Here is a 24239-nt window from a genome sequence, read left to right as displayed (position 1 = left end):
CATGAGCGCTCAGAACACGAACGCTGCGACGCCGGCTGCGAAGTCCTCGGCACAGTCCAAGGCGCTGACCCCGATCGCATGGAAATTCCCGATCACCTACTCGATACTGGCCCTCGTCTCGCTCATCTTCTTCGGCCTCATCGGCCGTGACGGTGAGACGACCTTCAGGATCGCGACCAGCGGAGACCTCTTCGCCATTCCCGATGTCGTTGTGTCCTCGACCGTGGCCGGACTGGTCCTCTCGCTCATCCTTGTGGTCATGGCCGCAGCCTCGATCTACTTCGCGTTGAAGCGGGTCACCCTTGCCGGATGGTTCCCGATGGTCTTCGGCATCCTCTTCGTCGTCTCCTTCCTCGCCTGGGCCGGTGGCGGCAGCGGCGGAGTGATCCCGCTGACCACGCTGCTGGCCGGTGCCCTGGCACTGTCCGTGCCGCTGATCTTCGGCGCCATGTGCGGACTCGTCGGGGAACGCTCCGGCATCATCAACATCGCCATCGAGGGCCAGCTGCTGGCTGGTGCCTTCCTCGCCGCGGTCGTCGCCTCTGTGGCCAAGAACCCATATGCGGGACTCCTGGCCGCACCTGTCGCGGGTGCGCTCGTGGCTGTGGTGCTCACCTTCTTCGCAGTGAAGTACTGGGTCAACCAGATCATCATCGGCGTGGTTCTCAACGTCCTCGTCGTCGGTGTCACGAGCTTCCTCTACTCGACTGTGCTCACCGCAAACCCAGAGCTGTGGAACGCCAGGCAGAAGCTTCCGAATCTGCCGATTCCGCTGCTCTCGGACATCCCCATCCTGGGACGGGTGCTCTTTGACCAGAACATCCTCGTCTACATCATGTATGTCGTCGTCATCGTCCTCCAGGTCTTCGTCTTCCGGTCGAAGTGGGGCCTGCGGATGCGGGCAGTGGGCGAACACCCGAAGGCAGCCGACACCGTCGGCATCAAGGTCAACTTCACCCGAGTGCGCAACACCCTCTTGGCGGGTGCCATCGCGGGCCTTGGCGGTGCCTTCTTCACCGTCGGGTCCGGCCTGGCATTCGGCAAGGAGATGTCGGCCGGACAGGGATACATCGCCCTGGCGGCGATGATCCTGGGCAAATGGAACCCGAAGGGCGCCCTGCTAGCTGCCCTGCTGTTCGGCTTCTCCAAGAGTTTGGGCAACACTCTGCAGTCCATCGGAACTCCGGTGGCTAACGAGCTGCTGCTCATGCTTCCCTACATCGTCACGGTCCTCGCCGTCGCCGGTTTCGTCGGCCGGGTCCGCCCACCGGCGGCCGCAGGCGTGCCGTATGTGAAATAGTTCAACCCTGAAGAGAGAGGTATCCCCTATGACTTCTGCAGATGTCGAAGCCTCTGAACACGTGTGGGATGGAGAGCCGATGCTCGTTTCGGTCGAGGACCTGAGCGAGGACACCTGGTCGTTTCTGCGCGATGAGGCGAGGAGAGCGATGCACTATGCCTATGTGCCGTATTCGTCCTATCCCGTGGGCGCGGCCGCACTCGTCGACGACGGTCGAATCGTCAGCGGCGCCAATATCGAGAATGCCTCGTTCGGGGTGACGTTGTGTGCCGAATGCTCACTCGTCTCCGACCTGTTCATGTCCGGCGGCGGCCGGCTCGTGGCCTTCGACTGCGTCGATGGTGCGGGGCAGACCCTGGTCCCGTGCGGACGCTGCCGCCAACTCCTGTTCGAACACGGCGGCAACGACCTCATGCTCAACATGCCCAGCGGCAAGGTACCCATGTCGGTTGTGCTGCCCGAAGCCTTTGGACCAGATCATCTGAGCTCCGATGCGCAGGGCGCCGGCCCAGCCAAGCACTGAACCCGATATCGCCGAGGTGGCACCGCGATCCCAGCGCCACCTCGGCGATCACCTGTGACCACCAGATCGGTCACCTCCCCGAGAACGAAGGACTGACACCGTGAGAGTAGAGGCATTCGATGCCGTCGACGTCATCGCAAGCAAACGCGATGGCCGCACCCTGAGCAAAGAGCAGATCGGCTGGGTGATCGATGCCTACACCCGCGGTGTCGTCGCCGATGAGCAGATGGCAGCCCTGGCCATGGCCATCTTCATCAACGACATGGAACCGGGCGAGATCGCGGACTGGACGCAGGCGATGATCGCCTCGGGCGAACGGATGGACTTCTCGTCCCTGTCACGGCCGACCTCGGACAAGCATTCGACCGGGGGAGTCGGGGACAAGATCACCCTGCCTCTGGCACCACTCGTCGCAGTCTTCGACGTCGCCGTCCCGCAGCTCTCGGGTCGCGGCCTGGGCCACACCGGGGGGACGCTGGACAAACTCGAATCCATTCCCGGGTGGCAGGCAGGCCTGAGCAACGAGGCAATTCTCAACCAGCTCGAGGACATCGGTGCGGTCATCTGCGCCGCCGGATCCGGTCTGGCACCGGCGGACAAGAAGCTCTACGCACTGCGCGACACCACCTCGACGGTCGACTGCATTCCCCTCATCGCCTCATCGATCATGTCGAAGAAGATCGCCGAGGGCACTCAGGGCCTCGTCCTCGACGTCAAGGTCGGGTCCGGGGCCTTCATGAAAGACCTGGCCAAGGCCCAGAAGCTGGCGCGGACCATGGTCGATCTGGGCAAGACCGCCGGGGTCAAGACCTCCGCTCTGCTCACCGACATGTCCACCCCGCTGGGTCTGACGGTCGGCAACGCCCTCGAAGTTCGCGAATCCGTGGAAGTCCTGGCCGGTGGCGGTCCCTCCGACGTCGTGGAGCTGACTGTCGCGCTGGCCGAGGAGATGCTGCGTCTGGCCGGCAAGACCGACATCGATGTGCGCGCTGCGCTCAGCGATGGCCGCGCCATGGACGTATGGAAGAAGATGATTCGTGCCCAGAACGGTGACCCCGACGCCGCGCTGCCCGTCGCCGAGCACACCGAGGTCGTCACGGCCCCGACGTCCGGCGTGCTCAGCCGCCTCGACGCGCTGTCCGTCGGCGTCGCCTCCTGGCGACTGGGCGCCGGACGTGCACGTAAGGAGGACCCGGTCCAGGACGTGGCCGGAATCGAACTTCATGCCAAACCCGGCGACACGGTGACCGCGGGCCAGCCGCTGATGACACTGCACACGGCCACTCCCGAACGCTTCGCCCGCGCGGTCGAATCCCTCGATGATGCCGTCGAGATCGGTGGCGACCTCAGCGCGGTCTCCGACTCGATCGTGCTCGAGAAGATCACCTGAGCCTCAGGTCATGCCCAGCGCATCACCCCACCACGAACGCAAGCACCACGAACCACCTTGGAGGACAATCATGACCAGCAGAGCCGAAGTCGCCGTACTCATCGACCACACACTGCTCAAGCCCGAAGCTACCCCGGCCTCTGTTGAGGCTCTCGTGACGGAGGCTAAGGACCTCGGCGTGCTCGCGATCTGCGTTTCGCCGTCTATGCTTCCCATTGCCGATACCGCCGAGCTTCTCATTGCCACGGTCGTCGGCTTCCCCAGCGGTCAGGTCAAGCCCGAGATCAAAGCCGCCGAGGCTGCGCAGGCAGTTGCCGACGGAGCCGATGAGGTCGACATGGTCATCAACATCGGTCAGGCCATTGCCGGTGACTTCGACGCCGTGGAGGCCGACATCCGCGGAGTCGTCGAGGCAAGTGGCACCGCCCTGGTCAAGGTCATCATCGAGTCGGCAGCGCTCAACGACGAACAGATCGTCGAAGCCTGCCGTCGTGCCGAGGCCGCTGGAGCAGGCTTCGTCAAGACCTCCACCGGTTTCCACCCCGCGGGCGGAGCCAGTGCACACGCTGTCTCACTGATGCGTGAAACCGTAGGCGATCGCCTCGGCGTCAAGGCCTCCGGCGGAATCCGCACTGTGGAAGCTGCGGAGGAGATGATCGCCGCGGGAGCCTCACGTCTCGGGCTGTCCGGATCCGCAGGGATCCTCGGAGGGCTCTCCGACTGAGCCTAGTTCTCTGCAGTCGAAGTCAGGGTGAGCTGGTTGCAACCAGCTCACCCTGACTTCAACTGTATGGACTCCGGTTCCCGGCGCCGAATCTCAGAGCCCGAAGAAGGCCTTGAGTTCGGTGCTGATGGACTTCAGGCGCTCATTGAGTGCCGGCTTCAGGGCCGCACTCGCCGAGGCGGTCGAGACCCTCAGCCCGGCGGCAGCCACTGCCCGTTGATCGGCGGCCGCAGCAGCGGCGAGTCCCTCAGGATCGGCGACGACCTCGAGGTAGCACTTGAGCTTCGGCTCGGTCCCCGAAGGGCGCACGATCACGCGTGAGTTCGCCTCGGAGAGCAGCAGAATGCCATCCGTGGGAGGCAGACCTTCATAGCCCTGCGACAAATCGTGAACCTCGGTGACAGGAGACCCGGCCAGCGTCACCGGCGGGTTCTCCCGCAGCTTCGACATGGCTGCAGCGATGCGGGTGACGTCGTCGAGGCGGAAGCTCAGCGGAGCTGTTGCGAAGTATCCATCGCGGTTGCGGATCCGGTCGAGTTCGGCATCGATGCTCGAACCCGATTCCTTGAGCCGTGAGGCCAGGGCTGCGAAGGTCACGGCAGTGGAGATTCCGTCCTTGTCCCGAACTGCGCTCGGATCGACGCAGTAGCCCAGAGCCTCCTCGTAGCCGAAGATCAGGTCGGGGACACGGGAGATCCACTTGAAACCCGTGAGTGTGTTGGTCGCGGTGAATCCGTGGCTTGCAGCGGCGGCAACCAGCCCCCGGGAGGAGACGATCGAATTTGCGAACACCGGTGACGCGGTGTCTTCGCGCTTCGAGTGATGGGTGCCCTCGGCCAGACGGGTCGCGATATCCTCACCGAGGAGGAGACCCACCTCGTCACCGGACAGCTGCCGGTAACCGGCAGCCAGCGAGGCATCCGGGATGGCCGCGGAGAACCTGTCGGCGTCCGGGTCGTTGGCGATGATCAACTCCGCACCGACTTCTTTGGCCAGGGCGTATGACTCGTCCAGGGCACCAGCCTCTTCGGGATTGGGGAATGCCACCGTCGGGAAATCCGGATCCGGTGCCTGCTGGGAGGGAACCGGATGCACATTCGTGAACCCGGTGCGGGCCAGGGCAGCCTCGGCGACGGAAGCTCCGACACCGTGCAGGGAGGTGTGCACGATGGTCAGATCGGCACTCGAGCGCACACCGAGGGCATCGATGCGAGCCAGGTAGGTTTCAACGATCGTCTCATCGAGATGCTCCCAGCCGGATTCGGCACGAGGCACGGAGGCCACGGACTCGACCTCGCCGATCTGCTCGGCAATGAGTGCATCGGCTGGGCTGACGATCTGAGCACCGGCACCAGCCTCGGCAGCACCGGTGTCGGATTCGATGGCGAGCAGCGGACGCTGACCGAGGTAGACCTTGTATCCGTTGTCCGCGGGCGGGTTGTGGCTGGCGGTGACCATGACTCCGGCATCGGCTTGCAGATGTGACAGCGCGAACGCAAGCAGCGGGGTCGGCAGCTGATCGGGCAGCTGGATGGCCGTTCCGCCAGCGGCCGTAACGACAGCAGCGGTGTCGGCCGCGAAGTCTGAGGACTTGTAGCGGGCATCGCAGCCGATGACGACCGTGAAACCCTCACCCACCGTGTTCAACAGGAAGCGGGAGAGCCCGGCCGCGGCGCGGATGACGACAGCACGGTTCATCCGGTTGGGTCCCGCCGCGATCTCTCCGCGCAGGCCCGCGGTGCCGAAGGCCAGGGGGCCAGCGAAACGATCCTCGAGGTCGGCCAGCGCCGCCTCATCTCCGGCCTTCGCCGAGGTGAGGATGTTGCTCAGCGTCGTCGCGGTCTGCTCATCGGGGTCATCGGCGATCCACGCCTCGACGATGTCGGCGTCGAATCCGGTGGTGAAGCGATCGGCTACTTCGGTCATATCTGTCCTTGTCCAATGCGGTCGGAACGGGCAGCGCCCGTGGGGTAGATAATGCTGCTCAGGTCAGAGGAACGCTGGTCGTGCAGGGGAGTGCTGTCGGGCCAGGGGAGTGCTCGCGGGCTACTGCCGAGTGGCAGGCCTTCGTCAGAGTTTGGCGACGATGTCGGCGAGCAGCCCGGAGATGCGCGGGGCTGCCGCGACTCCGGCCTCGATGACCTCGGCATGGGAAAGCGGGGTCTCCTGGATGCCGGCGGCGAGGTTCGTCACCAAGGAGATGCCCATCAGCTCCATACCGGCCTGACGTGCGGCGATGGCCTCCAAAGAGGTGGACATTCCGACGAGGTCTGCGCCGAGGATCCCGGCCATGCGCACCTCGGCTGGAGTTTCATAGTGAGGTCCGCGGAACTGGGCATAGACGCCTTCGTCGAGGCTCGGATCGACCTCTTTGGCGATGGCCCGCATCCGGGGGGAATAGAGGTCGGTGAGGTCAACGAAGTTCGCGCCCTCGATGGGGGAGGTGCCGGTGAGGTTGAGGTGGTCGGAGATGAGGACCGGGGTGCCAGCGGCCCAATTGCGGTTGAGTCCTCCGCAGCCGTTGGTGAGCACGAGGCTCTCACATCCGGCGGCAGCGGCGGTGCGGACCCCGTGGGCCACGGCGCGCACTCCCTTGCCCTCGTAGTAGTGGGTGCGAGATCCCAGGACGAGGGCGTGCTTGCCGTTGGCCTCGATCCGGATCGTGCGCAGGGTGGCGCCATGGCCTTCGACGGCGGGAGCATGGAACCCGGGAACCTCGGCGGCGGAGATTTCGCTGATCGTCTCGCCGAGGAGCTCCGCTGCTCCACCCCAGCCCGAGCCGAGGACGAGAGCAATGTCATGGGATTCGATGCCGGCTTTGGAGTTGATGGTCGTGGCCGCGGCGCGGGCGGCGGCGGTAGGATCGCTTAAGTCAGTCATGACGCCAAGATTATCAAGTTCTCGACCCGTTCAAGGAGCGCACACAATGCCGATCAGAGACCTGACCGATGGTGACGACCTGCGGTTGAACGAGGTGTTCGCCGACGCCGATACGCCGGCCGCCCACATGGCCAGGTCACTTTTCCGTCCGTCCTCGGACTCGCCCCTGCTGCGATCCGTCATCGCCGAGGTGGTCCCTGGGGTTCCTGTCGGTGCCGCCGCGATCGCGCAGTCCCCACTCCACCCCTACCGGGCGTGGGTCCACGTCGAAGTTGCGAGCGAGGAACAAGGACATGGTCAGGGACGGGAACTCTTCGAAGCCGTGTGCGCTGAGACCGTCGGAACCACCCTGGAAGGACTTGACCTGCGCACACGTGTGCAGGCCGGCAGCCCGGGCGCCGGCTTCGCGCAGGCGCTCGGGTTCGCACCGCTGACGACGACCAGGGTGATCAAGGTCGCAGCCGGTGCGTTGCCACCCAGCGGTGGCGGACGAGCCGAGGACCTTGAGATCGTGGCGACCGGATCGGTGAAGCTGACGAAGGCGTTCCTGGCCTGGTACACGGCCGTGAACAAGGACGACGCGGTGGGACCGCTGACGATCGGTCAGGTCAACAACGCGTTTCTCTCCGAAGCCGCCGGCGCCCATGGTGCCGCGCTGCTCAACGGTGAAGCCGGTGCCGCCGCCGATGCCGGACTGAGCGCCTTCGCCGTCTCCTACGCGCGGGAGGCCGAGCAGACGGGCGTCGATATCACGGATGCGATGCCCGCCCCAGGTGATGACGAGGAAGCACCCACCGAACTCATCATCGGGTCGATGTTCGAAACCCGTGACGAGGCCGCCGACACCACGAGCGAGCTGTTCACAGCAGCGATCGCCGATGCCGAACTCCTCCTCGCCCGGCTCTCCGTCGATGCCGACGTGGTGCTTGAGGTCACGAGCGGCATGCCAGTTGTTTCGGCACTGGCCGACCGGCTCGTGGAAGCGGGCCAGGCGAGCGAACTCTACCGTTATGAAACGCTCACGGGACCGCCTGCCCAGACGCACTGAACCTCGGACCGCTGCTGAGGAGAGCGGAGCGTTGCGGTGAGAAGAGCCTCACTGCCTGAGTTCTCTGCTCGGTGACGAACCATGCGGTCCCCGGATCCCCATCGAGTGGTGGCAGTCTGAGCAGACCCAGATTGCTGAGATCCTGCCGACTGTGGGCGCCGATGATCAGCATCGGGCCCAGGCCCTGTGCCTTGGCCAAAGGGGAGCCGTAGCCGGGAGTGAACCGCACCGGCATCGTCACCACATGCAGTCCGCCATCGAGGAGATCGAAGGCATCCGGGTTCGTGTCCAGATGTGCATCGTCGTCGATCGCGAGGCCGTGGATGGTATTCATTGCTGCTGCTGAGGACGTCTCCTGCAGCATGGTTGCGGTCTGACTCTTCCCACTCTGCGGTGATCCACGGACACTGAGAACCTGTCCGTCACGGGCCGGATCCCAGACGACGAGTTCGCCGAAGGGGTCGATTCCGAGCGGGATCGACGTGCTCGTCGGATCCGACTGGGCGTGCCCCGGCACAGCCTTAAGTCCACGCCACCGTGGTTCGAAGCCGCCCTGCCTGTCATCGCCGCCGGCCTCACCAGCGCAGCTCTGTCGGTGCGGCACCAACTGCACATCGGCACCGTCACCACCGGCCTCCTGCGCACTGGGGCCGACGAGCACTGCTCTGTACTCCGGCCACACCCCGACGAACCGCTGCCTGGACAGTCCGACGCTGAGCCCATCACCTCCCGCGCCAGGCGGGAATATCACCTGTGATGTGAAATTGGCGCTTGTGCTCGTGGCTGCTCGGCACCCGGCCAGCAGAAACGTCAGCCCCAATCCGGACCCGTGCTTGAGCAGCCGCTCCGCCTCAGCGGCCATTTGGTGGTCCATGGAGTCGATGAACTCGTTCCAATTGCTGCACACGACGATCGTGGCCGGCTGGTTTCCTGCGGCAGGTCCTCGATGCAGATGGTCGAGAATCGTGTGGAATCGCCACCCGGTGTCCATTCCGCACGTGACCTCGGCCCACTCCAAGGACTCTGCGATGCGCCCCAGAGCCACGACCCGGTGAGTCGAAGTGGCACTGGCCGCCATTCGCCTCAACACTGACGAGACGACAATCGGATCGGTCCCGACGACGATGGTCGAGCCATCAACGTCCGGGGAGTACGTCCATTCGCTCTGCCTCTGATGACTGGGAATGTCGACAAGCCCAGTGACTGTGGGGACACCGTCGCCGGTTCGCGATGACAGTTGCGCGGGGATCTTCTCGACGTCGGGAAGGGGCGGGAGAACCACCCGACGACGTGGATGAGGCGAGCGCTGAGACCGGTCGCAGGTCTCAGAATCTGCTTGCTGGAGATTGCCGACACGGATGCCGTTGACACTGTGTTGGGTGGGAAGACCACGACCGGGTTCCCATGGTCGCAGACGAGGTCGATGGCGCACCGCGGTGGAGGCGGAAGCAGAGGTTGGGGCTGCAACCCGAAACTCCACCATCGACGAACCCGAATCGAGGCAGGCTGCACCGGGTCTGTCGGGCGGCAGATGTGCAGCATCGTTGACTCCGATGACGTCGAATGAGTCGGCCTCCTCGCGCACGCGCAGACACACCCTGATATTGATGTTGGCTTTAATCTGCCCGGTGACGACGCCGAGCGGGCGCTGCGTGGCGAGTATCAGATGCACGCCCAAGGATCGACCCAGCGCTGTCAGGTGCTCCAGCAGATCAGCTGCCTTCGGATGGGTGGCCATGAGTGCGTGGAATTCGTCGATGACGACGACCAGCCTCGGCGGGGGATCGTCGAGTTCGAGGACATCGGAGCATCCGTGGTCGGCCAGGAGCCGTTCGCGTCGGGTGATCTCGGCACGGATGGAGACCAATGCGCGGAAGGCGCCGGCCGAATCGAAATCATCAAGGACGCTGTCCGTGTGCGGCAGATCCTCCAGTGAGGCAAATGTCGCCCCGCCTTTGAAGTCGATGAGGACGAATGCCAACCGCCGAGGTGGGTGTTCCAGGGCCAGTGCGAGCAGCCAGGTCTGGAGCAGAATGGATTTCCCGCTGCCGGTCGTTCCCGCCACGAGGGCGTGGGGGCCGTCGTTGAAGAGGTCGAGGGCGATGTCCCCGTCTTTTCCGCGCCCAATCGTCACCGGCCCGGAAGCATGTCGCGCCCAGCGGTTGCCAATGGCCTGTGGCGCGTCATCATAGAGGTCGCCCAGACCGTGGTTCGGCAGATGCTCGCCTCCTGTTCTGCCCTCCTGGCGGTGTTCGAGAGTGAGGAACCGGCCAGGCGGCATCAGAGCGGCTACGAAGGTTCTGCCCGGCGCCGGGTCGTCGGCTGCCGATGAGTCGACGGTGCGCGCCTGGGCCAGAGCGCCCAATGACAGCGAGATCGATGTGGTGGGTGCAGGTGCGTGCACATGCAGCGTCGTCGCCGAACTCTGGCCGGACATGCTCACCCCAATCATCGACTCAGTCGGGCCTTCGTGGTCGAAGCGCCTTCCCTGCAGTTCCGGAAGCCGGAGCAGGTCGGGACAAGGACGCCAGTCGTAGGTGGGGTCGGCCAGCCAGGACAGGGCCATGCGGCGCAGCTGCTCGTAGTCGCCGGTGACCGTCACCGAGGTTGTGCTCGGGTCGATGCGAAGCGGCACATCGTCGATGATGACCGTTCCCTCGAGGTGATCGGTGCCCTCGCAGAGTTCATCGGCGATCGTGATGGGGCTGCGAACAGATCCGAAGCCCAGGCATAGACCCGAACCGATCTGCAGCCGGCGCCTGTGCTCGGCGACCAGAGTGGCCAGCCGTCGCCGCGCTGTCTCAATCGCTGCCCGGCGGTCGATGACGCATTGGGCGCAATCGCGTGCGTACCGACGCTTCTCCATGACATGGGAGACATATCCGGAGATGGGCGCGGACACGCTGAAGAGGAGGAACCACCACATCCCAGTGACGACTGCGAGTACTCCTCCGATGGCGATGGGGATGAGGAACGCCCACCATTGGGGAGGTTTCGCCGGGCGAGGATCGTCGATGGGTGCAGGCGCCACATGTGTGGATTCTCGCCCGGGGCTGGTGGACGTTTGAGGCAGGTGAGGGCGCGAGCGGGCTTCACTGGGACGGGTCCCGGTCGGAGAGCTGGGTGAGAAGATCGTCGTGCCCACCGTTGAGAACGTCTGCTCTCTGGCAGGCCCCAGCTCCAGTCGCGCCCAGGAGATTGAAGCAAAACGCCAGGTCAGAGCTGATGCAGGGCGAAAAGGTGGACTGAAAGCGAAGCAAAATGCCAAGCGGGAGCCAAGCAAAAAGCTCAAGCAAACAGTCAAGCAATTTGCTAAGCAAAAACGTAGCAGAGATGGAGGTAGAGACAGAGGTAGAGACAGAGGTAGAGACAGAGGTAAGTAAACCCTCTTCGTCGCAAGTCGCAAGCGACTCCCGACCCGATGAGCCCGCACCCGAACCTCGCCAAGATGTGGATGAACTCCTCGACCTCCTCGACGCCGGGATCGAAGCCAACGGCAACAAGACCCCGACCCGGACTAAGACCAACCACGACTCGATCCGACTACTCATCGACCGCGACGGATACACGCTCGATCAGATCCGCTACGTCATCAGCTGGTGCCAACAGGACAACTTCTGGAAAGCCAACATTCTGTCCCCGAAGAAGCTGCGCGAAAAGTTCCCACAACTCGTCGCACGCATCAAGTCCGAAGCCGAACGACCAACGGGGCGGGACCAACCTCGCAACCGAGCCGATGAACGCATGGACCAGAACCGAGCCGTCATCGAAGAACTCCGCCATATCGAAGAAGAACAAGCCGACACCATCCAGGGAGAACTGTTGTGAAACTCAGCGAAGCCGGCGAACTCCTCGCCCTCATCAGCGCCTACGACAACCGGAATTTCAACAAAGAGACGACTGCAGCTTGGTATGACCTACTCGGGCCGTTCACCCTCGCCGAGGCGAAGCAGGCAGTGAAAAAGCACTACGCGGAGAATCCCGACTGGCTCATGCCATCGCATGTGCGCTCCGCGATCAAGGCCGACCGAAAAGCCCGGCTGGCGAAGCTCGGCCCGATCAACCCGAACCGCGCAGACATGACCGACGTGGCAACCGAACTCACGACCGCACGGGAACTCACTCAGGCCATCGCATCCGGTGCGCTGACCCCCGAGCAGTACGACGATTACTTGCGCGGCGACACACCGTGGACGGAATACCGACGCGGGATCCTCGCGCTCCGGGGTGCAGCATGATTCCTCTCATCGTCACCGTCGCACTCGTTCCTGCCGCTGTCTGGGCCGCAATCATCCTCGAACCACACATGGAGTCACGGGTGACACGAAAACGGCTCAGCGAGGCGCACAGGGCCGCAACCTCACCAAGCGTTGACCACGAAACCGAACCTCATTAACCGCGTGTCCGGGCTTCTAAAAGTCCCGTGAGTGGAAAGAAGCTATGAGCATGAGGGAGCAGGCGCACCGCGACATCGACACCAGCACTCCAACCGTGGAGGAAGCTGCGCTGTACTGGCAGTGGGGCGGGCACATGTGGCAAGCACCAGAGCGGTTCGACCGTTTCATCGCCAAGGTCAAGGCTGATGCGCTGAGGGAAGCGGCAAGCAAGATGCGCGGCCACGTCAATCGGGCGCGAGAAGGCGAGCGGTTCACTGAGCATGAGCTGGTCGAGCACGATGTCGAGCATGTGCTCAACGAGTACGCCGACCGGATCGAGGAGGAAGCATGAGCGTAGTGGAACTCCATGATCCAATGGAACAATCAGTTCCATGATCGTCATCGAAGCTGCACAAGGTGCTACCATCATTGACTTAATTATCGGGATCGGTGGATCAATTCTAGTCGGACTAGCGTCGTATCTCGCGATCGCCTCGTCGAATCGCAACGCCAGAACGATGAAGAAGGACGACTTTCGAAGGGAAGAACTCAACCGCGTGGCGGAAGCAATGTCGAACACGCGAAAAACTCTTGGCCACCTCGCTGTAACGGTTGATCAAATCGGAGCTCTTGACGTGAAGCTCAGAGAAGGATCAGCGATCAACTTGGACCCGATCGAAGCGCATATTCTCGCACTGAACGAAGAAATTCGAGAGGCAGAAGCTGCCCTGGTGCATGTGGCTTTCACCAATCCGCAGGAGAGCGTTAGGGAAAACGCCGGGCTCACCATCAAGGCAATGACTGAAGCATCCAGCGTAGGTTTGCACGAACTGCTCGGCGTCCGTGGAGCTAATCCTAAATACTCGGAAGCTGTGCACATCGGCAAGCAGGCGCGGAAACAGCTTGAGCGGCTACAGGCAATAGTTACTGAGGCCTACTATGGAGATGCGAAGCCGAAGAAGCGAGCCGCGAAATCGAAGTACACCACGTGACAGCTGTGCTCTTTTGGCGCCGGATGGACTAGTCGCTGGAGGTATCCCCAGGCTCTTCATGATCGTCGTCGTCAGCCCAATCTACAACCTTGTCTGCCCAATCCTTGAAGGAATATACTCCCCACGCTTCCAAAACCGCGGCCACCCATTTGTAAAACTCAGCGAGATCGCTATCTAGCGAACCTGTCCCAATGTAGGTAGTAGTTGTAAGGAGGATAAAAATAAGAGTGCGGAGCGTTCGTCGAAGGTTCCTTCGTTGCGACTCTGTTAGTGAGCTGAGCGAGCTCTGTGGTAGATGCGCGAGCTCATCATCTACGAAATGTTCAATGAGAGCTTCGCTCTTGTCGTCGAGCGGGAAGTCGCTATCTTCGTCCAACGGCCCGGACTGAATACCCGCCATAATGTTTCGGATGGCTGAGAGATCAAATCGCATGCCCAGCGACGTATTGTCTTTTATCAGCTGTGCATAGTGTTTGGATAGATCGTCCAAGGCCGGAACGTCCGGCACGTGAACTCTTATTCTAGGAAGCTGGTCTATTGCTAGCCTAACCGCACGAGCTGCGGTCTCCTGTAGCTCCGTCGAAGCAGTGAACGCCTTCGCGCTCCGGGCGAGTTCAGCCGCAGAAGGCGCCACCATCTTCGACGCGATTTTCCTCATCTCTGCGATTGTCTCAGCGGAATATGATGTCGAAATATCTCGAGCCATTTTTTGGAAGCGTCGGATGTCGTCTGGTGACCATTCAGCTGTCATTTAGAAATGCTACCCACCCAAGGTCCTGGAGACGGCGTCTAGTTGATCACAAATCAGCAACAACTGAAGACTCGTCAATTGATTTTGAACCGGGCGGGTAAGGCTTCGAGCTATCCTAGACAAGTCGAGTTACAGGTGGATGGTTGCCTGCCCAGGAGGCTAGGCAGAGTAGCATTGCTCCGAGGTCCAGAAGCCCAGGGGCGAGACCGAGGTGCAGCGGCCCGACAAGGCGCTCTGGGAGATGCCCGGTTTAAGCACCGCTTCATCCTCGCACCTGCCGCACGGTAGGTGCGAGGATGAAGCGAAACCTAGAACGGTGATTCAGACTCCGGAGCAGTCAAGACGCTGTCAAGGCGAAGTCCATGTGCCTTAAGCTCACTCGCGAATTTTCGAAGCTTCGTCCTCGTCTTGCCTGCTGACCCTTTCTTCATGGTGTGAGTCGATTTGTGTGGTGAGACTAGGCGCAGAGTTGTGTCGCTATCGGACTTAACGCTCCATCCTTGGCTCAGGGCGCTCCGTATGAGCAGACTCTTTTCTGCCTGCAGGGCGGCCGATGAGCTGTCACGAGCAACCCGTCGAATGCCTGACTCGCGTTTGCCCATCGCATCCACTCGCTCCTTGATATCGAGAGCCGCCCCAGTAACAGCGGCACGCTCATTGCCGTCTGACCGCGGTGCATAAGACAACCTGGTCAGCCCCTGCAAATCTGATGGCAGCTTAGGGGTTCCCGGTGCAAGAAGGTACGTACGATCCAACCCCAATGCTCCAGTGAATAGACCGAACTCGAAGATAATGTTGTCGCGGACCGAAGCACCTTCGACGCCTCGACTGGAAGTTACGTCGTCTGGGGTGGCGACCAGCACCGCGAAATCAGAGGATTCAGCTTTGTCGATCAGTGATTGGAGAGTAATCCCAGAAGCGCTGAATGTCCTTTGGTCCCAACGTTCGACCAAACAGAATCGTTCTGCCTCGAGCTGAAGGGCAGCTGCAATGTCGAGTCCTTCTTTAGTCGATCCGATGAATAGATAAGGCTTATCGTCCATTTCTCCCATGTCTACCAAGAGTAGTTGACTTCTCTCGCGTGTCGGACCTTCTAACTTTCCCGTGTCCGGTCGCATGCTCCGTGCATGATAGTTCGCAACCTCAGTGCAGACGCCCTCGGGAAGACAATCATCCTCCCGACGCTTGCCCACCTCGGCCGCTGCGCCCGAGGCACCCTCCACACCATCACCCTCCACGCCACCAGTGACACCAGCACCTGTCAAGCACCGGGTTTCATAGAGGCTGTTTTTCCTGGTTTTCTATGCAGCTACGCTCGCGGTCGCACCCTGGTTGGTCCACTCAGCTTGGACCTCGAACGGAGGTCGATATCCGATCGCCGAATGCAGTCGTTGCCGGTTGTACCACCCGGTCCATTTCGATGTCGCTGCCATCACCTCGATCAACCCCGACCATTCGCGACGGTCGATCAGTTCCGCTTTGTAGACTGAATTCAGTGCTTCAGCCATGGCATTATCGTATGAATCCCCACGAGAGCCCACCGATGCCACGACCTCGGAGTCAGCCAGGGTCTCACCGTAGCGAATCGACCTGAATTGGACTCCGCGATCCGAGTGGTGCACGAGCCCGGACACGTCTTCGCCGGCCCTGAACTTCGCGGCTAGAGCCATCGTCAACGCGTCCCTGGCCAGAGACTCACGCATATGGTTCGTCACCTGCCAGCCCACGATCTCGCGGTGGAAGACGTCGAGAATGAACGTTGTGTATACCCACCCAGCCTGGGTTGGAATATAGGTGATGTCGGCGACCCAGAGACAGTTCGGACCCTCAGCTGTGAACTCGCGTTCGACGAGATCCTCCGGGCACTCCTCGGCCCTGGCCGAGGCTGTCTTCGGACGCTTCCGCCTCCGCCGGACACCATCGATGCCCAGCTGGTGCATCAACCGCTCGATCGTGCACCGAGCGATATTCCCGAACCGGTCCGCATACTCGCGGTTGATCGCCTTCCACATTTTCCGCACCCCATAACAGGAATAGTTCGCCTCGTACACGTTCCCAATGAGGGTCATGAGTTCCCGATCACGAAGGGCACGTGCCGAGGGTTCACGCTTCTTGAAGGCGTAGTACGAGCTCACAGCAATCCGTGCAGCAGTCCCTGAAAGGGCGCGCACGATTGGCTCGACTCCGAACTCGTCGCGGTTGTTGTCGATGAAGTCGACGATTACTTGGATGGGCGGTCGAGCTCCGCCGCGAAGAAAGCCGACGCCCGGCGAAGCATCTCGTTTGCCCGTTTCGCTTCGGTCAACTCGGCGCGCAGTCGACGGTTTTCGGCCTCAAGGTCGACCGACTCCGTCGGCGTGGCTCTGCCGGAGTCCTTGTGCTTGCGCACCCAGACTCGCAGGGTCTCCTTGCTCAGGCCGAGTTCGTTCGCGACGCGGGTGATTGCCCTGCTCGCGGTCTCAGGATCGGCCTGGGCATGCATGACGAGCTCGACGGCACGAGCTTTGAGCTCATCGGTGTATTTCACTGGCATGAGAGAATCTCCTTCTTCCAATCTCCCTGCCTCTATTATCCCCGGAGCGATCCAGGAATCCTCGGCATGTCCAAATACATCTACTCCAAGCCCTACAAGGCAGTGCAGAAACTCATCAAGCACAAATGGAAGACCCTCTTGGTGGGCAAAGGTGCCACGTCGATTCTCACTTTCGACGGATCCACGTTCCTGTCCGAGGTTTCACTGACGGTTACCGGCCTCAAACCAAACGAGACCATGCAGCTGCGTTACTTCATCGCCTCATACGAGAAGGGCACGAAGACAAAGGCAGCCGGCTACTACTCCAAACAGGAATTCGTTGGCACCACCGGCGGCACATACGTCGTTGCCTCACAGATCGGCAAGCGCAGCCAGGGCACCAAGGGCCGTTCAGAACGCCTCCGCATCCAAGTGTGGACGAACTCGAAGACCGCAAAAATCACGTCCGTCACCACCCGCACACTGAAAGGCTGAACCATGTCCCTCAACGACATCATTCCCGCCGCCTGGCGCAAACCCACTTACGTTGTATACGCGCTCGTCGGAGTAGCCCTCGGCGCGATCGCCACAGCCTACGGGCCAGACAACATCCCGGAATGGCACGCCGTGACCACCAACGTCGTTCTCTACATCGGTGGCGCGTTCGGCCTCACCGCGGCTGCGAACACCATCGTGTCCCGGTCCGCCGACTCTGATGATGCAGAAGAGGTCGACGTCGACGACACCGATGATGTTCCCCTCGACGAAGGCGGATACTATGAGGACGAAGACCTCGCCGAAGCTGAGCTCGACCTGACTCCACCTGCCGACGACTACGAACCGAGGCACTGACATGAGCGCACCGATCATGCGCTACTTCGAATTTGCCCATCTCAGAGACGGACCACTCCGCGACACCTCGTCGATGTTCTACGAGCTTGCCGTCGAACTGGACAGCTCTTTGCCTGACGGGGCAGAGAAATCCACTGCGTTGAGGAAACTCCTCGAGGCGAAGGACGCCGCTGTCAGAGGTGCGCTCGACGTCTAGTCTGGTCACCACCCGGCCCCCACTGCTTTCGAGCGGTGGGGGCCATTCTGCGCTCTTGGCAGGCTTACGTTGATTCGGCGGACATGTCAGCTGGATCAAGCACTGTTGCCAGCCGCAAACTGAGATTGCCGTATGTGGTCGCATAGCCTTCGAAGTTTCCGAAAGGATGCACCGCGCCATCCGCAGGTACCCGATGACTCAGGCGTCCTGCCGCATCATGGAGTTCGAAACTCACGTCGAGCACTCCCTCGGTGAACCACGCGAGGCGATCAACAGGGATTTGCTTCGTAGCGGTAACTTGAGGTTCGTCGTATGTGAGCTCACATTCGAAGCGCATGATCGCCGGAACTTTACGTCCATTGAGCACGAAGTGGGCTCGCGGTTGGAGCATCGGCCGGCTCGGCGTGAACGTGAATGAAATCGTCATGGTTTCCTGTGTGCACGAGACCACCGCTGATCGGCCGCTTGCTTTGAGCTGCTTGGGACTCTGCTTAGCTGCAATAGTTGTTGTCAGCAATTCAGACCACTTTGACAACACCTCAGCGTCGGAAAAGTCTTTAGCCCGTTTACGGGCGTTCCTTCTCATGCGAGAGATTTCACGTTTGCTCATACTTTGTACGGTCACGAGAGCTGCTGCCAATCCTCGGACATCATCGGGTTCGACGAGAAACCCGTTGACACCGTTGGTGATAATTTCGCTGGGACCGTAACGCACGTCGTAGGCGATCGGGACGCATCCTCGAGCCATACTCTCGACAAGAACGAGCGGCAATGCCTCGGAGCGGCTAGGCAAAATTGAAAATGAGGCCGTGGCAAACTTCTCTGGTGCGGTTGGGTCATAACCTCGGAGGACCACTGCGTCCGTGTCGTTGGCCGCAATGACGTCTTCCAAGCGTTCACGGTCATCCCCTTCACCATAAACGTCGAGGGTGATCGGCTCAATGAGGCGTGTGTTCGCCTGAGCGACTGCTTCGATCGCGTGGTCGATTTGCTTGGGCAGGGTGAGCCTGCCCAGCATCACGCCAGCTGTTCGTTCGGGGTCAGCGCGGGGAGTTTCGAAATCTACTCGCCGGGAGTTGTGAATGACCCATCGGTGCGGCGCAGGGCCCATAAGTTGATCGATATCCGCCAGCTGGCGATCTGACAAGTGAACGGTCGCGTCGAACGCATCAATATTAGACAGAAATGGGATGAAGGCGTTTTTGGTATATCCAAGCGGGCCGGCTGAATCTTCGTGAAGATGATTGTTGTGGAAAGTTTGCACAACGGTCACGTTCGGGCGCCTGTAACCGTGGGTAGTAGCAGCGACTCGGAATGAGTCGGAGAACACGACCGACGTTTCTTTACCGATTACTCGGTCCAACCAGAAAAATCTGAGCGCGTCGAGGGTATCGAACTCGCGCACTGGCCGGCTGGCTTTGTCGCAGAGAATCAGAGAATGACTTCCGCGCTTCCCGGTTGGTTCGGCGTCTCGACGGTCGGAGACGATGATCGTTCCATCTGCACGCAACATGTCGACCTGAAGTGTGCGACCCTTCTCGTTCTTTCGGAAGCGCTGAATGGCCACACCTTCGCCTAATAAATCGTCAACCGCGTACTCGGGTCCGAGTGGATTGAACGCTTCGAATTCCGCGTTACTAGCTTCGAGGTCGGCCACAGCGAGTTCGGACCACATGCTTCGGAAGTGAACGCCCTCTGCGAGTTGACCAGTCGCGTGCATCTTACGGTCTATTTCTTCATAGTCACGGCGGGGGCCAAATACGAGAACATCGATTGGATGCCCGGTGTGCTGGTAAATGGCGTTGCTTCGGTGGAAAAGGACGCTGGTCGTCCCACCAAATTCCTCTGCCAGCTCGCCCAGCGTGGCGTAGTACTTTGCCTGCGGAAACTGTGGTATCTGCCTCGGTCCAGGGAGTATTTTTGATAACAAAGAGGAAGCGCCGTCACTATTCATGTGATGATCTTATGGCAGATTGGAGCGGTCCCCACGACACCGCGCCGAGCAGCATAATAGAACGCATGACCGAATATAGCCTGCACGGGACAGCTACCTGGAAGTACTGGCAGGGGATCCTCAACGGTCTGCCCGCTCGTGATAGCCCCGAACGCTCACCGGTGCCTGTTCGTGCTCGCGTCGTCTTCGCCGGCGACGGCGAGGAGTGGCTCGACGGGGAAGCGGAACGACTCGATCCGGGCGTCGCGATCTACGTGCGTTTGCACGATCGGAGGGTCAACACGCTGGGCGTGTGATTGCACCCGGATGATGTGTGGTGGGAGGGGAAAATTGGTTAACCCTCCTGGTCTGAATCATTCGCGCTATCGCCTTCTTTGGAAAGGTCGCGAGAATTCATCTCATGCATCTTCTTCTTCTCGCGAAGGCTTCTCCCGCTTGACGCAGTGCTTACATTTTTGGACCGCAGTATTCGACGAAGCAGGAGAACAGGCCGGGTAAACAACGACTTGCGATTGAGGTCTAGATCATGCTGCATGTCGAGTAGCAGGTCGTTGTGCATGCCCCGTAGGGTCTGAAGCTGCGTGAAATCACCTTCCATTGCAGCCTGCATAACACTGAACTGGCTAATAGCGTCGTTTCTGATGTCTAACGGAGCCACAACCTGAAGATCGAAATAGGCTTTTGCAACTGTTCGGGGTACATCAGGGTTCTGCATGGGACCGAAGACGTCAGGATTCTCATCTTCGTGCATCTCCGTGATCGCACTAATGATTTCGTTTGCGGCGTTCGAGTAGGCATCGTAGCGTCCAAGCTTCACCTCGAAACCACGATCGTATCGACTCAGCTTCCGGTCGTGCGAACGCTGAAAAATTCCACCTGCGAAAGCAAGAATTGCTGTGATGAGACCTCCAGCCAATCCTCCTAAAACAGGGGACGAGGTTAGTACTTCTTGAATTTCATTCAAGGCTTCTACTTTCCGTCGAGCTCGGATCGCTTGGGCATGATCAGATCTTATGCTGATCAGCGCGGAAAGCTCCAACCTCGGGGTAACGGGCTCCCGGGAGAAGGACGAGAATGTCCACCCAGGCCTTCACAGAGGTGATGACCGTCGCATATCCAGGCGAGGTTGCAGGTGGTTGTAGACCCTATTGACGAACGTGACCATCCGAGCGCACACCCAAGGCTCAAGTGTCAGGTGATTCTGCGGTCAGTCATGAGCGTGATGAGGACCCAGCCGGGAACGTCACCGCGGTCCGGTCGGTCACCTCGGCGCTCGCCTCGGCGGTGGGATTCGTCGGTTGAGAGGCCGATGACGAACACAGCGAATCGGTTCATCAGGTGGTGGAACATGGTGTCTCCTTCTTCCAGGGCGATCAGTTGGCGCGTCGATCAGTTGGTGGAGTGGGCCGGGCCGACAATGTGCGTTGGCTCAGGTCATGGGCTCAGGTCGAGGACGGTGAGTGAGGGGAAGACTGCGAAGATGACGGTCACCGGAAGTACAAATACGACAACTGGGACCAACATTCCGATCTCCTTCTTTCCCGACAGCTCGAGCAGACGTCGCCGCGACTGTTCCCGCACATCGGCGGCCTGGGCGCGCAGGACCTCCGCCAGCGGGGTTCCGCGGGTCATCGACACGGCCAGGCCGTCGACGAACTGCACGATCTCGGGGATGGCGATCCTGGTGGCCATCGAATCGAGCGCGTCGACGAGCGGTGTTCCGGTTCTCGTCGTTGCCAGGGCCGTGCGCAGCTCATCGATCAGGTCGCCCGAGCATGTGCGGCACACTCGTTCGAGTGCTTCGACGATGCCCTCGCCGGCGATGATCGATAAGGCGAGCAGTTCGGCGACCGTGGGGAATTCTGCGAGGACGCGTGACTCGTGACGGGCGATGGCTTGGCTCAGGCGCCAGTCGTTGGCGATGTGTCCGGCGATGCCACCGCTGATGATGAGGACGAGGGTGACCACGGGAGAGAAGCCGCGTTGTGCTGAGAGCAGCCCGGCCACGCACCCAGCGGCGATCATGCCTGCCAGAATGCTCAGAATCTGATTGATTCGGAAGCGTTCCAAAGACGCACCCCCGCCGAGGCGGTTGATCCGCAGATTCAAGGTGGCGTCGGTGGTGATCCGGGACGTCACCCACATGGTGGCGCCGAACGTGGCGGACTTGAGCAATCCCAGCAGGCCCTCCGTGCGGGGCGTCGGCGGAGCGTAGATGTCGACCAGAGATTCCTGATCACGCAGATACGGAGCGATGCGAGACGACAGCGTTGGTCGGCGCAGCGGTGGCAAGGCGAGTACGAAGACGCAGAGCGCGAACCCGTTGAACGCTCCGAGGGCAAGGATCGTGAGCGGATCGGCCAGCGCGCTCACGGTACCTCACTGCCTTCGGCCGAACGGTGGAAGACGGTACCTCACTGCCTTCGGCCGAACGGTGGAAGGACGAGGATGACAGGGACGATCCTTCAATGACACGAGGTTCGTTCGGGAGTCTGCCGATCCGCTTCATCGCCCGATACGCCAGCAGCGAGACGACGAATCCAGAGGCCAGGAGTAGCAGCCCGGTTTGGGAGTTATACGCAGCCGCTGTCTCTGGCCGGGTCGACAGGAACGCGAGCACCACCCAGGGAGCCGCGACAGCCAGCCGAGCGCCGTTGACAGTCCACTGCTGCCGGGCGGAGAGTTCGTTGCGGGTGCGTGCATCGTCGCGGACGAACTGGGCCAGGGCCCGCAGCATAGTGCCGAGGTCACTTCCACCGACCTGCCTGGTCACGCTGAGGGCGACAACGATCCGGTCGGCCACCGGGTCGGCGCTGACCTGGCGGAAGCGTTCGAGGGCGATGGCGAATGAGCCGCTGGCCCGGTACTCCTCGGCAAAGACTTCGAACAGCGGACGCAGCGGCTCGGGCCCACGATGGGCCAGCGAACTCAGAGCTTCGGGCAGCGATAGGCCGGCACGGACGCCGGAGTTGAGGTGGTCGAGGGTTTCGGGCCACAGCTCGCGACGCATGACCTGTTTGCTGCGAGCCCGATGTTGGAGCAGCCGGTGCGGCAGCCATGAGGCGAAGAGGCCGAAGCACAGGGCGATCGCCCAGGAGCCAGTGAGGACGGTGGCGACGACGCTGACGAGGATGAAGACGGTGATCGAGATGAGGATCAGGTGGCTCGGGTGCATCCGTGGGAACCCGGCTCCTGTGAGCATGTCGTCGAGTTCGCGGACCCATCGTTTCTGCACGCGCTTCTTCGATCGCTTCTGCCACAGTGACATCCACAGCAGGAACAGGCCCGCGCCGAAGCAGGCACCGATGAGAAGACTGGATTGGGAGTAGCTCATGCGGTTTCCAGAATGGAATGGAGATCTTTGCCGATGGCGGAGAATCGATCGCCGAGGTGGCCGAACCCCTGTCCGCGAACCAGTTGTCCCTGCGGCGAATGGAAGATGGTGTCGAGTTCGACGACGTCACCTTCGACGCCACCGGGGACGGCACTGATCTCACTGACGAGGCGGGTCCCGTTCGGATCACGTCGCAGATGGATGACCACGTCGATGCTCACCGCCACGGTGGGGACGACGAAGGAGGAGGAGATGTTCGCCCCGGCCAGAAGCGGCAGGGTGCAGATCTTGGTGATCGCGGCACGGGCAGAGTTTGCGTGGATTGTGCCCATGCCGGGCAGACCCGAATTCAAGGCCACGAGCAGGTCGAGGCTCTCGGCCTCACGGACCTCCCCGACGATCATGCGGGTTGGTCGCATGCGCAGAGCTTCCTTGACCAGAGAGCGGAGGGTGACCTCGCCGGTGCCTTCCAGAGAAGGCTGGCGACATTGCATGGGAACCCAGTCTCGGCTGGGCAGGTTGAGTTCGAAGACCTCTTCGCAGGAAATGATTCGTTCACGGGCAGGAATGGAACCGGCCAGAGCATTGAGCATGGTGGTCTTGCCGGCCTGAGTTGCCCCGGAGACTAAAATGTTTGCACCGCTGGCGACTGCTGCATCGAGGAATCTGGCGGCCGCCGGAGTCAGGGACCCCTGGGCAACGAGGCCGGCGAGGTTCCGCGGACGCTGAATGAATTTGCGAATGTTGACAGCAGGGAAGGAACGGGTGATATCGGGCAGGACGACATGAAGTCGGGAGCCGTCGGGAAGCATGGCGTCGACAAAAGGTTGAGACAAGTCGACCCGTCGTCCTGAGGTGCGCAGCATTCTCTCGATGAGATCATCGAGTTCACCTGCAGTGAGTTTCGTCGTCGTCAGCTGGTGGAGTCCGTCGATGGCGATGAAGACTTCGCTGGGGGAGTTGACCCAGATCTCTTCGACCCGGGGGTCATCGAAATAGTCCTGCAGCGCACCGAAGCCCGAGAGCTGATTGTCAATGGAGCGAAACGTTGCTTCCTTGTCTTCCAGGGGCGGAAGATCCGCGACGAGGCTGCGTTCGTCGTACTCAGAGATGACCGTGCGAATGACCTCGCGTGAGCGTTGCATATCGGCGCGAGGGTCCACATCGAGGTCTCTGATCCTCTTGTGCACTTCGCTCTTGATGACCTCGGTGGCTTCCACGTTGAACCCCTGGCGGACAGAATACGAATCATATTTCTCACAGCTGGATTTGTTTTTAACCTATCTGTAGTCGAATGAAGAATCCAGTGAATTTTCGAATCTGTGGATAACTCTGCACACGAAGATCGAATGCCATCCGTGTAGTTTCGGAGTCATGCGCGCGAGTCGCACTGTTTGCAGTTCCACG

The 24239-nt window shown here is 61.2% G+C and carries 26 protein-coding genes and 1 other annotated feature; of the genes, 13 read left to right on the top strand and 13 right to left on the bottom strand.

The window, feature by feature from the left end; all coding sequences use genetic code 11:
* Position 1 precedes the first annotated feature (1 nt).
* The 4 genes from AAFP32_RS12255 (at position 2) to deoC (ending at position 3937) form a co-directional block, all read left to right on the top strand.
* Positions 2-1300, top strand: a complete 1299-nt coding sequence (locus tag AAFP32_RS12255; protein WP_350269343.1) for an ABC transporter permease — start codon at positions 2-4, stop codon at positions 1298-1300.
* Between the two features lie 79 nt (positions 1301-1379).
* Entirely contained in the window at positions 1380-1823 is a 444-nt protein-coding gene (locus AAFP32_RS12250) for a cytidine deaminase (protein ID WP_420883397.1), read from the top strand.
* Positions 1824-1923: 100 nt separating this feature from the next.
* Entirely contained in the window at positions 1924-3213 is a 1290-nt protein-coding gene (locus tag AAFP32_RS12245) for a thymidine phosphorylase (protein WP_350269342.1), read from the top strand.
* Between the two features lie 70 nt (positions 3214-3283).
* On the top strand, positions 3284-3937 hold the full coding sequence (gene deoC, locus AAFP32_RS12240; RefSeq protein ID WP_101620829.1) for a deoxyribose-phosphate aldolase: 654 nt from the start codon (positions 3284-3286) through the stop codon (positions 3935-3937).
* Positions 3938-4030: 93 nt separating this feature from the next.
* On the opposite strand, the gene AAFP32_RS12235 is transcribed toward deoC, so the two are convergent.
* Both AAFP32_RS12235 and AAFP32_RS12230 read right to left on the bottom strand, forming a co-directional pair.
* Positions 4031-5863 (bottom strand): phospho-sugar mutase, encoded by a 1833-nt coding sequence (locus AAFP32_RS12235; RefSeq protein WP_350269341.1) that lies wholly within the window; start codon positions 5861-5863, stop codon positions 4031-4033.
* Between the two features lie 144 nt (positions 5864-6007).
* On the bottom strand, positions 6008-6817 hold the full coding sequence (locus tag AAFP32_RS12230; protein WP_101620833.1) for a purine-nucleoside phosphorylase: 810 nt from the start codon (positions 6815-6817) through the stop codon (positions 6008-6010).
* 46 nt (positions 6818-6863) lie between these two features.
* On the opposite strand from AAFP32_RS12230, the gene AAFP32_RS12225 reads away from it, so the two are divergent.
* Positions 6864-7865: a GNAT family N-acetyltransferase gene (locus AAFP32_RS12225; RefSeq protein ID WP_350269340.1), complete on the top strand. Its 1002-nt coding sequence runs from the start codon at positions 6864-6866 to the stop codon at positions 7863-7865.
* Here the strand turns inward: AAFP32_RS12225 and AAFP32_RS12220 are convergent.
* The gene (locus tag AAFP32_RS12220; protein WP_350269339.1) at positions 7837-10896 is read right to left on the bottom strand and encodes an FtsK/SpoIIIE domain-containing protein; all 3060 of its coding nucleotides are present in this window, start codon (positions 10894-10896) and stop codon (positions 7837-7839) included. The genes AAFP32_RS12225 and AAFP32_RS12220 overlap by 29 nt on opposite strands.
* A 419-nt stretch (positions 10897-11315) precedes the next feature.
* On the opposite strand from AAFP32_RS12220, the gene AAFP32_RS12215 reads away from it, so the two are divergent.
* The 4 genes from AAFP32_RS12215 to AAFP32_RS12200 all read left to right on the top strand — a co-directional run bounded on the left by AAFP32_RS12215 (position 11316) and on the right by AAFP32_RS12200 (position 13233).
* The gene (locus tag AAFP32_RS12215; protein WP_350269338.1) at positions 11316-11693 is read left to right on the top strand and encodes a hypothetical protein; all 378 of its coding nucleotides are present in this window, start codon (positions 11316-11318) and stop codon (positions 11691-11693) included.
* Positions 11690-12103, top strand: coding sequence for a hypothetical protein (locus AAFP32_RS12210; RefSeq protein ID WP_350269337.1), 414 nt, complete (start codon positions 11690-11692; stop codon positions 12101-12103). Before AAFP32_RS12215 ends, AAFP32_RS12210 begins: the two co-directional genes overlap by 4 nt.
* A gap of 202 nt (positions 12104-12305) precedes the next feature.
* On the top strand, positions 12306-12593 hold the full coding sequence (locus tag AAFP32_RS12205; RefSeq protein WP_350269336.1) for a hypothetical protein: 288 nt from the start codon (positions 12306-12308) through the stop codon (positions 12591-12593).
* Positions 12594-12633: 40 nt separating this feature from the next.
* Positions 12634-13233, top strand: a complete 600-nt coding sequence (locus AAFP32_RS12200; RefSeq protein WP_350269335.1) for a hypothetical protein — start codon at positions 12634-12636, stop codon at positions 13231-13233.
* 28 nt (positions 13234-13261) lie between these two features.
* Here the strand turns inward: AAFP32_RS12200 and AAFP32_RS12195 are convergent, their stop codons facing one another.
* The 4 genes from AAFP32_RS12195 to AAFP32_RS12180 all read right to left on the bottom strand — a co-directional run bounded on the left by AAFP32_RS12195 (position 13262) and on the right by AAFP32_RS12180 (position 16517).
* A complete protein-coding gene (locus AAFP32_RS12195) occupies positions 13262-13984 on the bottom strand; it encodes a hypothetical protein (RefSeq protein ID WP_350269334.1) in 723 nt (240 codons plus the stop codon).
* A 308-nt stretch (positions 13985-14292) separates the two neighbouring features.
* On the bottom strand, positions 14293-15036 hold the full coding sequence (locus AAFP32_RS12190) for a nucleotide-binding protein (RefSeq protein WP_350269333.1): 744 nt from the start codon (positions 15034-15036) through the stop codon (positions 14293-14295).
* Positions 15037-15285: 249 nt separating this feature from the next.
* Positions 15286-16155 carry an IS3 family transposase gene (locus AAFP32_RS12185; protein ID WP_350269332.1) on the bottom strand — a complete coding sequence of 290 codons (870 nt, stop codon included), beginning with the start codon at positions 16153-16155 and terminating at the stop codon, positions 15286-15288.
* Positions 16117-16245 (bottom strand) — a sequence feature (AL1L pseudoknot). (Overlaps the previous gene by 39 nt.)
* On the bottom strand, positions 16206-16517 hold the full coding sequence (locus tag AAFP32_RS12180; protein ID WP_350269331.1) for a transposase: 312 nt from the start codon (positions 16515-16517) through the stop codon (positions 16206-16208). (Overlaps the previous feature by 40 nt.)
* Before the next feature lie 66 nt (positions 16518-16583).
* Between AAFP32_RS12180 and AAFP32_RS12175 the strand changes: the two genes are divergently transcribed.
* Genes AAFP32_RS12175 through AAFP32_RS12165 form a run of 3 tightly spaced genes read left to right on the top strand, consistent with a single transcriptional unit; the run spans position 16584 to position 17544 of the window.
* The gene (locus AAFP32_RS12175; protein ID WP_350269330.1) at positions 16584-16991 is read left to right on the top strand and encodes a hypothetical protein; all 408 of its coding nucleotides are present in this window, start codon (positions 16584-16586) and stop codon (positions 16989-16991) included.
* Between the two features lie 3 nt (positions 16992-16994).
* Entirely contained in the window at positions 16995-17348 is a 354-nt protein-coding gene (locus tag AAFP32_RS12170; protein ID WP_350269329.1) for a hypothetical protein, read from the top strand.
* Between the two features lies 1 nt (position 17349).
* Positions 17350-17544, top strand: a complete 195-nt coding sequence (locus AAFP32_RS12165; protein WP_350269328.1) for a hypothetical protein — start codon at positions 17350-17352, stop codon at positions 17542-17544.
* Between the two features lie 64 nt (positions 17545-17608).
* On the opposite strand, the gene AAFP32_RS12160 is transcribed toward AAFP32_RS12165, so the two are convergent.
* Positions 17609-19498, bottom strand: coding sequence for a glycosyltransferase (locus AAFP32_RS12160; protein ID WP_350269327.1), 1890 nt, complete (start codon positions 19496-19498; stop codon positions 17609-17611).
* Between the two features lie 65 nt (positions 19499-19563).
* Between AAFP32_RS12160 and AAFP32_RS12155 the strand changes: the two genes are divergently transcribed.
* Positions 19564-19794 carry a hypothetical protein gene (locus AAFP32_RS12155; RefSeq protein ID WP_350269326.1) on the top strand — a complete coding sequence of 77 codons (231 nt, stop codon included), beginning with the start codon at positions 19564-19566 and terminating at the stop codon, positions 19792-19794.
* A gap of 38 nt (positions 19795-19832) precedes the next feature.
* On the opposite strand, the gene AAFP32_RS12150 is transcribed toward AAFP32_RS12155, so the two are convergent.
* The 5 genes from AAFP32_RS12150 to AAFP32_RS12130 form a co-directional block, all read right to left on the bottom strand.
* A complete protein-coding gene (locus AAFP32_RS12150) occupies positions 19833-20462 on the bottom strand; it encodes a hypothetical protein (protein ID WP_350269325.1) in 630 nt (209 codons plus the stop codon).
* 227 nt (positions 20463-20689) lie between these two features.
* The gene (locus AAFP32_RS12145; RefSeq protein WP_350269324.1) at positions 20690-20848 is read right to left on the bottom strand and encodes a hypothetical protein; all 159 of its coding nucleotides are present in this window, start codon (positions 20846-20848) and stop codon (positions 20690-20692) included.
* A gap of 84 nt (positions 20849-20932) precedes the next feature.
* Positions 20933-21790, bottom strand: a complete 858-nt coding sequence (locus AAFP32_RS12140) for a type II secretion system F family protein (protein WP_350269323.1) — start codon at positions 21788-21790, stop codon at positions 20933-20935.
* A complete protein-coding gene (locus AAFP32_RS12135) occupies positions 21735-22832 on the bottom strand; it encodes a type II secretion system F family protein (RefSeq protein WP_350269322.1) in 1098 nt (365 codons plus the stop codon). Before AAFP32_RS12135 ends, AAFP32_RS12140 begins: the two co-directional genes overlap by 56 nt.
* Complete coding sequence (locus AAFP32_RS12130; protein ID WP_350269321.1) at positions 22829-24052, bottom strand: CpaF family protein; 1224 nt, start codon at positions 24050-24052, stop codon at positions 22829-22831. Before AAFP32_RS12130 ends, AAFP32_RS12135 begins: the two co-directional genes overlap by 4 nt.
* Positions 24053-24239 lie beyond the last annotated feature (187 nt).

Origin of the sequence: Brevibacterium sp. CBA3109 (assembly GCF_040256645.1) — a bacterium.
In the GTDB taxonomy this organism is placed as follows: domain Bacteria; phylum Actinomycetota; class Actinomycetes; order Actinomycetales; family Brevibacteriaceae; genus Brevibacterium; species Brevibacterium koreense.
The sequence above is the reverse complement of the archived record's forward strand: the minus strand, read 5'-3'. Positions and strand labels throughout refer to the sequence as shown.